This is a genomic window from Roseivivax sp. CAU 1761 (assembly GCF_054482755.1).
Genome location: NZ_JBTLRM010000031.1, coordinates 22,580 through 34,717 on the forward strand (window position 1 = coordinate 22,580; position 12,138 = coordinate 34,717).

The window sequence follows — 12,138 nt, forward strand, 5'->3', positions numbered from 1 at the left end:
GTTCGGAATTCCGTGATCCGCGTGGCGAATCAGGCGGCCTTGGTGGGCGACGCCTTGCGAGCCGCGGCGGTGGCGGTCTCGGCGGTCTTGTCGGCGGCGGTCTGGCCCGATGCGGCGGCGATGTCGGCGGCGTCGCGGCCGGCGCGCTGGGTCAGCTCGCTGAGCGCCTCGGCGGTGCGCTGGGCGACGGTCGCCTGCGCCTGGGCGAAGTCGGCGAAGGCCTTGACGTAGGCGTTCGGCTCTTCACGGACGCGGGTCAGTTCGCGCAGGTTCGCCAGGGTTTCCTGGGTCGAACGGGTGGTGATGTCGGTGCTCTGCGCCGCGGTGTCGATGGCAACGGTGGCCAGACGCTCGTTGTAGTCGGCGAAGGTCTTCCAGCCGTCGGCGAAGGCGCCGGAATCGGTCGGGAAAGCCTTGGGGAAATCAGCGAAGAGCTTGGTGAAATCGGCGGCCATGGGATGCCTCCTGTGACTGGGGGGTTTTCGGTTCGGTTTCGGTTCGTCTGTGACCTCCATGTGAATGCTGCGGTGCAGCATTGCAAGAGGAATCCGAAAAATTTCCACGCGAGGCGGGTTTTCCGTACCCGGCACGCGCCCTGGCCGGCCCTTTGCGGCACGGATCAGGGCGGGACGGCGCGCAGGACCGCGCCCGTCCGCCGCCTTGCGCTGCGCCCTGCCGGCGCCTCGCACGCGCGCCGGCACGGGGCCCCGCAAGGTGTCAGGCCGGTTCGGACAACAGCTCGCTTTCCACCACGCGCCGGGTGAAGGGCGCCATGCCGGCAGGCCCGGAGGCGCGGTCCTTCAGGTGGATGCACAGATCCGGACGGCGGCGTGCGATCACTCCGATGAGCTGGCCGCGGATGTCGTCGTCGAGCCCGGCGCCGATCACCACCGACCGGATGCGCGGCTCGGCCTCGAGCTGGGCGATGACCTCCTCGCGGTTATGGGCGCCGAGCCACTGGATCGGCAGATCCTCGAGTTGCTGCGCGACATTGGCGATCACGTCGGGCAGGCGCCCGACCAGAAGAACCACGGGTCGCATGGATTCCTCCCTCCTTGCGATGGGTCCGGCGGCGTGCCGGACGGCCCATCATAGCACGGACGCGGGACGCTTGGGGCGCGGACGCAGCGAAAGCAGGCCCCGGCACGAAAAGAGCGGGCCCCGCAGGACCCGCTCCGATCGCTCCTCTCCGGAAGGGCGCGGTCAGCCGCCGCTGGCGCGGGCCTGCGCCTCGGCGCTGGCCGCGATGCGGGCGGCGAACTGGGCGCGGTCCATGTCGAGGGTGACGCCCTCGGCGCCGACGCCGAGCGATTGCTTGGACACGACGACCTTCTCGACCGGGGTGGCGAACTCGGTTTCCATGGCGCTGTCGAGGTCGATCAGCACGCGGTCGCCGTCCATGTCGCTGCGCTCGATGGTGCCCACGGTCCCGCCGTCGGCCGCGATCACCACGGCATCCTGGGTCAGCGCGGCGTCGAGCCGGGCGGCAAGGTCGCTGCCGGCCTCGTAGGCGCCGGTCGCGGCGGTACCGGCGGCCTCGGCGGTGCTTTCGACACCAGCCGCCACGCCGTCCAGCGCGCGCTCACCGGCGGCGGTGACGCCTTCGGCGGTGTTCTCGAGCGATTGCGACACCGAAGGGGCCTCGGCGTTGACGCGCGCATTGGCGTCGGCCTCGGCTCCGAGCGACTGGGCGCCGGCGGCGCCGGCCAGCAGGACCGCGAAGGCCGCGGTCGTGGTGGTCAGGTTGCGCTTGGTCATGGTCGTCTCCTTTGCTGTGCGCACCCCGTGGGGGCGTGCTGGGCGAAAGATGGGGAGACGGGGGCGCGTTGCCAGTGCCGCCGGCAGAGGCGGCGACAGGCTGCCGAAATGGCGCCCGCGGATCGGCAATTCCCCGCGGGATCAGGGGCTTCCCGAACGTCAGGCACCGCCCGCCGGGGGCGGACGGTGCCGGGGCCGGGTTCCCGCGCCGGGGTCAGTCGCTCAGCGCGCCTTCCTCGTCGCGGGCCATGCGCATGCGCCGCCGCAGCACGCCGCCCACCAGGATCGGCAGCAGGAAGCCGATCACCGCCACGGTCCAGAGTCCGATGGTCAGCGGCGAGGAGATCAGCACCGAGTAATCGCCGTCGGCGATGTTCACGGCGCGGCGGAAGTTCACCTCCATCTCGTTGCCGAGCAGCGTGCCGAGGATGATCGGCACCAGCGGCACGTCGAGCTTGCGCAGCACCCAGCCGCCGATGCCGAAGAGCACCATCACGACCAGATCAAAGCTCGACCCGGAGATGCCGTAGATGCCGACGAAGGAGATCATCGCGACGATCGGCATCAGGATGCGCGGCGGCACCAAGAGCACCCGGGTGAACAGCCCGACCATCGGGATATTCATCGCCAGCAGCATGAAGTTGCCGATGAAGAGCGCGGCGATCAGGCCCCAGACCACGTCGGGGTTCTGGGTGAACAGGAGCGGCCCCGGGGTGATGTTGAGCGCCAGCAGCACCGCGAGCAGCACCGCCGTGGTGCCCGAGCCCGGCACGCCGAGCGCCAGCATCGGCACCAGCGCGCCGCCGGCCGCGGCGTTGTTGCCGGCCTCGGGGGCGGCGACGCCGCGCGGATCGCCGGTGCCGAAGGTGCCCTTGCGGTCGACCAGCCGCTTCTCCATCGAGTAGGAGATGAAGGAGCCGAGCGAGGCGCCCGCCCCGGGCAGCACGCCCGCGATGAAGCCCAGCACGGTGGTGCGCAGCATGGTCGGCGTGCAGCGCCGCAGCACCCGCCAGGGCGGGGTGATGCGGCCGATCTCGACCTTGGGCTTGGTGGAGATGTCGCGCTCGGTGCCGCGGTGTTCGAGGAAGATGAAGACCTCGCTGAGCGCGAACAGGCCGACGATGGCGACGAGGAAGTCGATGCCGTCGTAGAGATGCACCTCGCCGAAGGTGAAGCGCGGCACCCCGGTCTGGGTGTCGACGCCGATCATCGCCAGCCCGAGGCCGAGCGCCGCGGCGAAGGCCGATTTCGCCTGGTTGGTGGCGGAGATGCCGCCGAGCGTGGCGAAGGCCAGCGCGAAGAGGGCGAAATATTCCGCCGGGCCGAAGAGCAGCGCCACCTTGACCAGCTGCGGCGCCAGCAGCACCAGGCCCCAGGTGGCGAAGAAGGCGCCGACGAAGGAGGCCACGCCCGACAGCGCCAGCGCCTCGCCGGCGCGGCCCTGCTGGGCCATCGGGTAGCCGTCGAGGCAGGTCATCATCGCCGGCTCGTCGCCGGGGATGTTGAGCAGGATCGACGAGATCCGGCCGCCATACATGGCGCCGTAATAGACGCTGGTCAGCAGGATCAGCGACGGCGTCGCGCCGAGCCCCAGGGTGAAGGCCAGCGGGATCAGGATGGCCACGCCGTTCGACGGGCCGAGGCCCGGCAGCGCGCCCATGATGGTGCCGAGAAAGCAGCCCATCAGCGCCAGCGCCAGGTTCTGCCAGGTCAGCGCGACGGCGAAGCCGTCGGCGAGATTCGCGAGAAGGTCCATTCTGGGCGCCCCTTCAGAAGCCGAGCGGCCCGCGGGCCAGCGACAGCCCGAGGATCAGCCGGAAGACCACGTAGATGCCGAGCGAGGTGGCGATGCCGATCACCACGCTCTCGATCGGCCGGGAGCCCAGCCGCCAGGTCAGGTAGGCGGCGGCGAAGGCGGTGGCGATGACGAAGCCCGCGACCGGCAGCAGCTGCGCATAGGCGAACATCACCAGCGCCGCGAGGCCGATCTCGGCCAGCCGGCCGGCGCGCGGCCAGTGCGGCTCGGGGTCGGGCTTGAAGAGGAAATAGAGCGAGGCCAGCCCCATCACCGTGGCGATGACATAGGGAAAGACCTTGGGGCCGACGGCGTCGGTCAGGAAGCTTTCCTGGATGATGGCGGCCTGCCAGGCGAAGAGCAGGGCGAGGATCAGGCCGATCCCCCCGAAGATGCGGTCGCTCATGACGCGACTCCCCTTTGGCTGGGCGCGGATGCGGGGACGACCCCGGCCGGAGCCGGGGCCGCCGAGCCGCCCGCGCGGGATTTACTGCAGGATGCCGATCTCGCGGCTCAGCGCCTCGATGTCCTGCACGGAGGTCTGCACGAATTCCTCGAACTCGGCGCCCTGCAGGTCGAGCGGCGCGAGGCCGTTGGCCTCCATCACCGCCTGCCATTCCTCGCTGGCATACAGCGTGTCGAGCTGGCTGACCCAGTATTCGTAGGCCGCGTCGCTCATGTCGCCGGGGCCGTAGAAGCCGCGCCAGTTGGCGCCGATGGCGTCGATGCCCTGCTCCTTGGCGGTCGGGAAGTCGGCGAACTCGCCCTCGAGCCGCTCGGGCGCCAGCACCGCCACCACCTTGATGTCGCCGGATTCGACGAAGCCCTTGGCCTCGGAGAGATCGCCCGTGAAGGCCTGCAGCGACCCGGCCAGGAGCTGGGTGACCGCCTCGCCGCCGCCGGCGAAGGCGATGTACTTGACCTGGCGCACGTCCTCGATGCCGGCCTCCTGCGCGGCGATCAGCACCTTCAGGTGGTCCCAGCCGCCGACCGCGGAGCCGCCGCCGATCGACACCGAGGTCGGGTCGGACTTGATCTGGTCCATGAGCTCGGGCAGCGTCTCGATCTCGCTGTCGCCGGCCACCGCGATGACGCCGTAATCGGCGCCCACCGAGCCCAGCCAGCGCACCTGGTCGGTGGTGTTGCCGGGATAGGCGTTCTGGGCCAGACGGGTGGCCGTCGCCGACGAGGCCGCGACGATCAGGTCGTCGTCGGCGTTGCGCTTGTTGACGACCTCGGCGAAGGCCACGCCGCCGCCGCCGCCGGACAGGTTCACCACCTGCATGGTCGAGGGGATGAGCCCCAGATCCTGCAGCGTCTTGCCGACCTGGCGGCAGGTGAAGTCCCAGCCGCCGCCGGGGTTGGCGGGGGCGATGCATTCGGGGCTTTCCGGGGTGAAGTCCTGGGCCTGGGCGGCCAGCGGCGCGCCGGCGACAAGGATCACCGCGGCAAGACCGCGGCGCAGCGTATTCTGGATCATGGTGCCTCCTCCGTTGAACCGCGCACCCCGTCGGGCAGGGCGTGCGATTGGCCCGGCGACCCTAGGCGGCGAAGCTGTCATCAACCTGTCACGGCCCGAAAAACATGCGGCTTTCCGCGCCGCTGCCGAAGCCCTAGGCTTTCGGCGCGGAACGGGGGGCACGACGGGCAGTGGCAGGGCGGGATCGGCAGCGGGCGGCGCGGCAGCGGGGAGGACGGGCATGCGGGTGCTGATCGTCGAGGACACCGCCGATCTGGGCGACGCGGTGGTGCGCGCCCTCGATGCCGCGGGCTTTGCCTGCGACCTGGCGCCGACGCTGGCCGCGGCGCGGGATTTCCTCGCCGTGCAGGGCTACGACGCGGTGATCCTCGACATCGACCTGCCGGACGGCGACGGCCGCGCCATCCTGCGCGACCTGCGGCGCCGTGGCGACCGCAGCCCGGTGCTGATGCTGACCGCGGAATTCGCCGTCGGGGCCCGGGTCGAGGCGCTCGATGCCGGGGCCGACGACTACCTCGTGAAGCCCTTCGACCTGCGCGAGCTCGAGGCCCGGCTGCGCGCCATGGTGCGCCGCGCCACCGGCCAGGCCGACAGCCGGGTGCGGCTGGCCGGGCTGGAATTCGACGCCGCCGCGCGCAGCCTGCGGATCGACGGCGCGCCGGTGCGGATCACCCGGCGGGAGATGGCGCTGCTGGCGCTGCTGATCGCGCATCGCGGCCAGATCCTGTCCAAGGACCGGATCTTCGACCGGCTGTTCTCCTTCGAGAGCGGCGAGGTCGGCGGCAACGCGGTGGAGCTCTACGTGGCGCGGCTGCGCAAAAAGCTGGCCGGATCGGGCGTGGTCATCGAAACCCATCGCGGGCTGGGCTACCGGCTCGACGCCGAGACCGGCCCCGAAACCGGCCCCGAGACCGGCCCCGGGGCGGCGGATGGCTGAGGCGGGCGCCCTGCGCGCCACCCTGTCGCTGCGCAACCGCGTGGCGCTGGCCATGGCGGCGGTGCTGCTGGTGGGCGGCGCGCTGGTCCTCGCCGCCGCGCTGGCCTACGGCCGCGAGGCCGCGCGCGAGGCCTATGACCGGCTGCTCGTCGGGGCGGCCCGCGACATCGCGGCGGCGATCAACGTGCGCGACGGCGACCCGATGGTCGACATGCCGGTCTCGGCCTTCGCGCTGCTGGCCTTGGCCGAGAGCGACCGCATCCGCTACCGGGTGACCGGCCCGGACGGGCGCACCCTGACCGGCGACGATGCCGCGCCGCTGCCGCCGCGGAGCGGGGACGTGGTCTATTTCGACGGCGCCTTCGGGGCCGAGCCGGCGCGCTACGTCGCGGTGACCCGGCGCTTTGCCGAGCGCAACTTCTCCGGCCCGGTGACGGTGATCGTCGGGCAGACGCTGCTGGCGCGCCGCGACCTTGCCCGCGACATCGCGCAGAACGCCGTGCTGGTGCTGGGCGGCGCCGGGGTCGCGATGGCGCTCTTTGCCTGGCTGGCGGTGACCCGCGCGATGCGGCCGCTGTCGCGCATCGGCGCCACGCTGGCGGCGCGCGATCCCAGCGACCTGACGCCGGTGGCGCTGTCCGCGCCCGAGGAGGTGGCGCGGCTCCTGGCGGCGCTGAACGGCTTCATGGGCCGGCTGGAGCGGCAGGGCCGGGCGACGCGCAACCTGATCGGCGACGCCGCGCACCAGCTGCGCACCCCGGTGGCGGCGATCCGGGCACAGGCCCAGATCGCCGCGCGCGAGGCCGATCCGGCGCGCCAGGCCCGGATCGTGTCGCGGATCGAGGCGCGGGCCTCGGGGCTGGGCCGGCTGCTCGACCAGCTGCTCAGCCGGGCGCTGATCATCCACCGCGCCGAGGCGGCGCCGCGGCCGCGGCTCGACCTGCGCGACATCGCGGTCGAGGTGGTCGAGGAATGCGACGACCTGCTGGCCGAGGCCGGCTGCGAGGTCGCCCCGGACCTGCCCGAGGCGCCGGTCTGGGTGGCGGGCGACGCGCTGTCGCTCATCGAGGCCGGGAAGAACCTGCTGACCAACGCCGCGCGCCATGGCCGCCCGCCGATCCGGCTCGGCGTCGACCGCGCCGGCGGCGCGGCGCGGCTCTGGGTGCGCGACGCCGGCGACGGCCCGCCGCCGCAGGTCGCCGCCCGGCTCGGCACCCGCTTCGCCGCCGCCGGCGCCAGCGGGGGCAGCGGCATCGGCCTCGCCATCGCCCGCGAAGTCGCCGAGGGCCATGGCGGCGCGCTTGGTCTGAGCCGCGGCGCCGGAGGCTTCGAGATCGCGCTGGACCTGCCGGAGGCCCGGCCGTGAGGCGGCTCGCGGCGCTCCTGGTCGGGCTCTGGCTGGCCGGGCCGGTGGCGGCGGCGGAACTGGTGCGCAGCCTCGGCCCGGCGGCGGCGCCGCGCCACGTAGTGCTGCGCTCGACCACCAATTTCGCGGTGCTGGGGCCGGTGATCGAGGCCTTCCTCGCCACCCGCCCCGATCTGCGCCTGACCTACGAGCAATGGGGCTCGAACGACCTCTACGCGCTGGCCCGGGCCGAGTGCCGGGCGGCGCGGCCGGAGGCCGACCTGCTGATCAGCTCGGCGGTGCATCACATGGTGGGCCTGGTCAACGAGGGCTGCGCCGCCAGCCACGTCTCCGCGGCCACCCGGGCGCTGCCGCCGGCGCTGATCTGGCGCGACCAGCTCTGGGGCGTGACCCGGGAGCCGGCGGTGATGGTCTACAACCGGGCGCGCCTCGCCCCCGCGGAGGTGCCGCGCAGCCGCTTCGACCTGCTCGACCTGCTGCGCCCCCGCGGCAGCCGCTACGAGGGCCGGGTGGCGACCTACGACATCGAGGATTCCGGGCTCGGCTTCCTGTTGGCCTTTGCCGATTCGCTCGAAGCCTCGACCTTCGGCGGCCTGATGGAGGCGTTCGGACGCTCCGGCGCGGTCGCCACCTGCTGCTCGGCCGAGATCATCGACAAGGTGATCGCCGGCGAGTTCCTGGTGGCCTACAACGTTCTGGGCTCCTACGCCCTGCTGCGCGCCGCGGCGGAGCCCGCCCTGGGGGTGATCGCGCCGGAGGATTACACCCTGACGCTGGCCCGGGCGGCGATGATCCCGCAGGGTGCGGCGGGCCATGCCGGCGCCGCCGACCTGGTGGATTTCCTGCTCTCGCCCGAGGGGCGGCAGCGTCTCGAGGCGCAGCGGCTGATCGTCCGGCTGGAGGCCGAGGACGGCGCGCTTCTGGAGCTGCCGGGCCAGGTCGAGGCGCTGGAGCGGCCGATCGGCATGGGGCCGCCGCTGCTGGTGGCGCTCGACGCGCACAAGCGCCAGCTCTTCACCGAGCGCTGGCGCGACGCCTTTCCGCAGCGCCCCGCGCCTCACCCCTCGGGGTCGAAATAGGCCGGATGCGCCGCGGCGATGCGCGGCAGCACGTCGCGGATTCGCGCGAGATGGGCCTGCATCGCCACCTCCGCCGCGGCGGCGTCGCGGGCCCGCAGGGCGGCGACGATGGCGCGGTGCCCGTCCAGCGCCGGCCGGGAATCGGCGGGCAGGGTGAGGAAGCGCACCCGGTCCATATGCGCCTTCTGCTCCTGCACCAGCGACCAGGCGAAGCCGCGCCCGGCGATCTCGGCCAGGCGCAGATGCAGCGCCTCGTCAAGGTCGTGAAAGCGCGCCGGATCGGCGGCGCGCACCGCCTCCTCCTGCGCCGCGAGCAGCGCTTCCAGCGCGTCGAGGTCGGCCGGCCGGCGCGCCGTTGCGGCTTCGCGGATGCAGGCGGTCTCGATCGCGGTGCGGATGAAGGCCGCCTGCAGCACCAGCCGCGCCGAGATCAGGGTGACCAGGGTGGCGCGCTGCGGGCGGATGGTGATGAAGCCGAGATTGGAGAGCCGGAAGAAGGCGTCGCGCACCGGCTGCCGGGAGACGCCGAGCCGGCGCGCCATGTCGGCCTCGGTGAGTTTCGTGCCGGGGGCCAGGTCGATCTGCACGATGGCCCGGCGCAGCGCCTCGAAGACCTGTTCGGTCGCGCTCTGGGCGCGCGGCAGGGTGAGGGCGGGCAGGTCGAGATCGGGCATGGCCGGGCGCTCCGGAGCGGCAGGGACGCGCGCCGGAAGGGGCCGCGCATCGGCTTTTGACAGAACTGTCAGACTAGCATATCAGTCTCTCCATCCGTTCTCCAGTGCCGCGAGGAACCATGCCGCTTCTCGACCCCGACCGCCTGTTTCCCGCGGAGCCGGCCCTGCGCCGCCTGGCGCGCAGCCTCTACGAGGAGGTGGCGGATCTGCCGATCCTGTCGCCGCACGGCCATTGCGACCCGCGCTGGTTTGCCGAGAATGCGCGTTTCCCGAACCCGGCCGAGCTGTTCGTGGTGCCCGACCATTACGTCTTCCGGATGCTGGTCTCGCAGGGCGTCGATCTCGCCGATCTCGGCATCGCGCGCCGGGACGGCGGCGCGGTCGAGACCGATCCGCAAGCGATCTGGCGCCGCTTCGCGGAGAATTTCCACCTGTTCCGGGGTACCCCCTCGTCGCTCTGGATCGAGCATTCCTTCGAACATGTCTTCGGCATCGACGAGGCGCTGAGGCCGGAGACGGCGGAAGCCATCTACGACCATATCGATGCCCGCCTGGGCGAGGCGGCGTTCCGGCCGCGGGCGCTCTTCGAGCGCTTCAACATCGCCGGGCTTGCCACCACCGAGGGGGCGCTCGACGACTTGCACTGGCACCGCCAGATTCGCGCCAGTGGCTGGGCCGGCCGGGTGATCACCACCTACCGCCCCGACGCCGTGGTCGATCCCGAATTCGAGGGTTTCGCCGCCAATGTCGAACGGCTGGGCGAGATCACCGGCGAGCCGGCCACCACCTGGGAGGGCTACCTGGCGGCGCACCGCGCCCGGCGGGCCTATTTCAAGGCCGAGGGCGGCGCCACCGCCAGCGATCACGGCCACCCCACTGCGCGCACCGAGGATCTCGACCGCGACACCGCGGCGGCGCTGTTCGAGAAGGCGCTGCGCGGGGAGGCCAGCCCCGACGAGGCCGACGCCTTCCGCGGCCACATGCTGACCGAGATGGCGCGGATGAGCCTCGAGGACGGGCTGGTGATGCAGATCCATGCCGGCAACCACCGCAACCATTCGGCGCCGGTCTTCGCCCGGCACGGCCGCGACATGGGTTTCGACATCCCGCAGCGCACCGACTGGGTGCACGCGCTGAAGCCGATGCTCGACGCCGTCGGCATGGAGCGCGACCTGACGGTGATCGTCTTCACCCTGGACGAGACCGTCTACGGCCGCGAACTGGCGCCCCTGGCCGGGGCCTATCCGGCGCTGCGGCTGGGCCCGCCCTGGTGGTTCTTCGACAGCGCCGAGGGCATCCGCCGGTTCCGCGAGGTGACCACCGAGACCGCCGGATTCTACAACACCGTGGGCTTCAACGACGACACCCGGGCCTTCTGCTCGATCCCGGCGCGCCACGACGTGTCGCGGCGCTCGGATTGCGCCTATCTCGCCACGCTGGTCGGCACCGGCCGGCTGCGCGAGGCCGAGGCGCGCGCGGTCGCCCACGACCTGACCTACGGCCTTGCCAAGGCCGCCTATCGGCTCTGAGCCGCCGTCTGCCCGTCCGACCGGAGTGCCCATGTCCGACCTGCCCCGCCCGACCCGCACCGCCCCCGCCGCCCGGCCCGGGATCGTCCATTTCGGCCCCGGCGCCTTCTTTCGCGCCTTCAACGCGGTCTATACCGACAACGCCATGGCCGCCGGAGGCGGTGACTGGGGGATCGTCGCGGTCAGCCTCAAGAGCCCGACGGCGCGCGACCAGCTGGCGCCGCAGGACGGCGTCTTCACCGCGGTGGAACTGGCCCCCGAGGGCGCCCGGCCGCGGCTCGTGCACGCGGTGACGCGGGTCCTGGTGGCGCCGGAGGATCCGGCGGCGGTGCTGGCCGCGCTGCGCGATCCGGGCGTCCGGGTGGTGTCGCTGACGATCACCGAGAAGGGCTATTGCCACGAGCCCGCCAGCGGCCGGCTGCGCCGCGACCATCCCGACATCGCGCAGGACCTCGAGACGCCCGGGGCGCCGGCCTCGGCGGCGGGTTTCATCGTCGAGGCGCTGCGGCTGCGGCGCGCCGACGGCACGCCGCCCTTCACCGTGCTGAGCTGCGACAACCTGCCCTCGAACGGGGCGCTGGCCCGCGCCACGATGCTCGACTTCGCCCGCGCCCGCGATGCCGGGCTGGCCGAATGGATCGCCGCCGAGGTGCCGTTTCCGGCCACCATGGTCGACCGCATCACCCCGGCGACCACCGCGGAGGACGTCGCCCGGCTGGCCGAGGCCGAGGGCTACCACGACCCGGCCTGCGTGCAGCACGAGCCGTTCCGGCAATGGGTCATCGAGGACCGCTTCGCCGGGGCCCGCCCGGCCTGGGAGGCGGCGGGGGCGCAATTCGTGGACTCGGTCGAGGCGCATGAGACGATGAAGCTGCGCTGCCTCAACGGCGCGCATTCGACGCTGGCCTATCTGGGCTACCTCGCCGGGCACGAGACGATCGCCGAAACCGTGGCCGACCCGGCCTTCGCGGCGCTGCTGCGGCGGCTGTGGCGGGACGAGATCCTGCCCACCGTGCCGCAGCCCGAGGGCGAGGACCTGGCGGCCTATACCGAGGCGCTGCTGAGGCGCTTCGCCAACCCGGCGATCCGCCACCGGACCTGGCAGATCGCCATGGACGGGTCGCAGAAGCTGCCGCAGCGGCTGCTCGCCACCGCGGCGGAGGCGCTGGCCGCCGGCCGGCCGGTCCCCGGCCTGGCGCTCGCCGTGGCGGGCTGGATGCGCTATGTCGGCGGCGTCGACGAGGCGGGCGGCGCGATCGACGTGCGCGACCCGCTGGCGGAGCGGCTGCGCGCCGCCTCGGACGGCGCCGGGACGCCCGAGGACACGGTCGCGGCGCTGCTGGCGCTGCGCGACGTGTTCCCCGCCGAGCTGGCGGCGACCCCGGCCTTCCGCGCCGCCGTGACCGAGGCCTATCGACAATTGGCCGCCGAAGGGGCCCGGGCCGCCGTCCTCGCCTATGCCGGCTGACCTGGCCTGATCGCAAGGACGTGTGGCCCCGGGGGACGCGCGGCCGGGCCTG

12 protein-coding genes are annotated in these 12,138 nt (G+C 72.8%); 5 read left to right on the plus strand and 7 right to left on the minus strand.

Going from position 1 to position 12,138, the window contains the following annotated elements:
- Positions 1–29: 29 nt before the first annotated feature.
- The 6 genes from ACXYMW_RS15950 to ACXYMW_RS15975 form a co-directional block, all read right to left on the minus strand.
- Positions 30–455, minus strand: coding sequence for a hypothetical protein (locus tag ACXYMW_RS15950; RefSeq protein ID WP_459036320.1), 426 nt, complete (start codon positions 453–455; stop codon positions 30–32).
- 262 nt (positions 456–717) lie between these two features.
- Positions 718–1,041, minus strand: a complete 324-nt coding sequence (locus ACXYMW_RS15955) for a response regulator (RefSeq protein WP_459036321.1) — start codon at positions 1,039–1,041, stop codon at positions 718–720.
- Between the two features lie 162 nt (positions 1,042–1,203).
- Complete coding sequence (locus tag ACXYMW_RS15960; RefSeq protein WP_459036322.1) at positions 1,204–1,758, minus strand: hypothetical protein; 555 nt, start codon at positions 1,756–1,758, stop codon at positions 1,204–1,206.
- A gap of 214 nt (positions 1,759–1,972) precedes the next feature.
- A complete protein-coding gene (locus ACXYMW_RS15965) occupies positions 1,973–3,514 on the minus strand; it encodes a tripartite tricarboxylate transporter permease (RefSeq protein ID WP_459036323.1) in 1,542 nt (513 codons plus the stop codon).
- Positions 3,515–3,527: 13 nt separating this feature from the next.
- Positions 3,528–3,959, minus strand: a complete 432-nt coding sequence (locus ACXYMW_RS15970; RefSeq protein WP_459036324.1) for a tripartite tricarboxylate transporter TctB family protein — start codon at positions 3,957–3,959, stop codon at positions 3,528–3,530.
- 81 nt (positions 3,960–4,040) lie between these two features.
- A complete protein-coding gene (locus ACXYMW_RS15975; RefSeq protein WP_459036325.1) occupies positions 4,041–5,033 on the minus strand; it encodes a Bug family tripartite tricarboxylate transporter substrate binding protein in 993 nt (330 codons plus the stop codon).
- 220 nt (positions 5,034–5,253) lie between these two features.
- Here ACXYMW_RS15975 and ACXYMW_RS15980 point away from each other — a divergent pair, with 220 nt between their 5' ends.
- The 3 genes from ACXYMW_RS15980 to ACXYMW_RS15990 are packed head-to-tail and all read left to right on the plus strand — an operon-like array spanning position 5,254 to position 8,415.
- Positions 5,254–5,970 carry a response regulator gene (locus ACXYMW_RS15980; protein ID WP_459036326.1) on the plus strand — a complete coding sequence of 239 codons (717 nt, stop codon included), beginning with the start codon at positions 5,254–5,256 and terminating at the stop codon, positions 5,968–5,970.
- Positions 5,963–7,336: a sensor histidine kinase N-terminal domain-containing protein gene (locus ACXYMW_RS15985; RefSeq protein WP_459036327.1), complete on the plus strand. Its 1,374-nt coding sequence runs from the start codon at positions 5,963–5,965 to the stop codon at positions 7,334–7,336. The genes ACXYMW_RS15980 and ACXYMW_RS15985 overlap by 8 nt, the downstream gene beginning before the upstream one ends.
- On the plus strand, positions 7,333–8,415 hold the full coding sequence (locus ACXYMW_RS15990) for an ABC transporter substrate-binding protein (protein ID WP_459036328.1): 1,083 nt from the start codon (positions 7,333–7,335) through the stop codon (positions 8,413–8,415). The genes ACXYMW_RS15985 and ACXYMW_RS15990 overlap by 4 nt, the downstream gene beginning before the upstream one ends.
- Here the strand turns inward: ACXYMW_RS15990 and ACXYMW_RS15995 are convergent.
- The gene (locus ACXYMW_RS15995; RefSeq protein WP_459036329.1) at positions 8,394–9,089 is read right to left on the minus strand and encodes a GntR family transcriptional regulator; all 696 of its coding nucleotides are present in this window, start codon (positions 9,087–9,089) and stop codon (positions 8,394–8,396) included. The genes ACXYMW_RS15990 and ACXYMW_RS15995 overlap by 22 nt on opposite strands.
- Positions 9,090–9,208: 119 nt before the next feature.
- On the opposite strand from ACXYMW_RS15995, the gene uxaC reads away from it, so the two are divergent.
- Positions 9,209–10,618, plus strand: coding sequence for a glucuronate isomerase (gene uxaC, locus ACXYMW_RS16000; protein ID WP_459036330.1), 1,410 nt, complete (start codon positions 9,209–9,211; stop codon positions 10,616–10,618).
- A gap of 31 nt (positions 10,619–10,649) precedes the next feature.
- Positions 10,650–12,086, plus strand: a complete 1,437-nt coding sequence (locus tag ACXYMW_RS16005; protein WP_459036331.1) for a mannitol dehydrogenase family protein — start codon at positions 10,650–10,652, stop codon at positions 12,084–12,086.
- The last annotated feature ends 52 nt before the right edge of the window (positions 12,087–12,138 follow it).

Bases quoted from the DNA above. Each gene is read 5' to 3' on its own strand.
- ACXYMW_RS15950 (WP_459036320.1), bottom strand. From the start codon at position 455: ATGGCCGCCGATTTCACCAAGCTCTTCGCTGATTTCCCCAAGGCTTTC.
- ACXYMW_RS15960 (WP_459036322.1), bottom strand. From the start codon at position 1,758: ATGACCAAGCGCAACCTGACCACCACGACCGCGGCCTTCGCGGTCCTG.
- ACXYMW_RS16005 (WP_459036331.1), top strand. From the start codon at position 10,650: ATGTCCGACCTGCCCCGCCCGACCCGCACCGCCCCCGCCGCCCGGCCC.
- uxaC (WP_459036330.1), top strand. From the start codon at position 9,209: ATGCCGCTTCTCGACCCCGACCGCCTGTTTCCCGCGGAGCCGGCCCTG.
- ACXYMW_RS15970 (WP_459036324.1), bottom strand. From the start codon at position 3,959: ATGAGCGACCGCATCTTCGGGGGGATCGGCCTGATCCTCGCCCTGCTC.
- ACXYMW_RS15975 (WP_459036325.1), bottom strand. From the start codon at position 5,033: ATGATCCAGAATACGCTGCGCCGCGGTCTTGCCGCGGTGATCCTTGTC.
- ACXYMW_RS15985 (WP_459036327.1), top strand. From the start codon at position 5,963: ATGGCTGAGGCGGGCGCCCTGCGCGCCACCCTGTCGCTGCGCAACCGC.
- ACXYMW_RS15995 (WP_459036329.1), bottom strand. From the start codon at position 9,089: ATGCCCGATCTCGACCTGCCCGCCCTCACCCTGCCGCGCGCCCAGAGC.
- ACXYMW_RS15965 (WP_459036323.1), bottom strand. From the start codon at position 3,514: ATGGACCTTCTCGCGAATCTCGCCGACGGCTTCGCCGTCGCGCTGACC.
- ACXYMW_RS15955 (WP_459036321.1), bottom strand. From the start codon at position 1,041: ATGCGACCCGTGGTTCTTCTGGTCGGGCGCCTGCCCGACGTGATCGCC.
- ACXYMW_RS15980 (WP_459036326.1), top strand. From the start codon at position 5,254: ATGCGGGTGCTGATCGTCGAGGACACCGCCGATCTGGGCGACGCGGTG.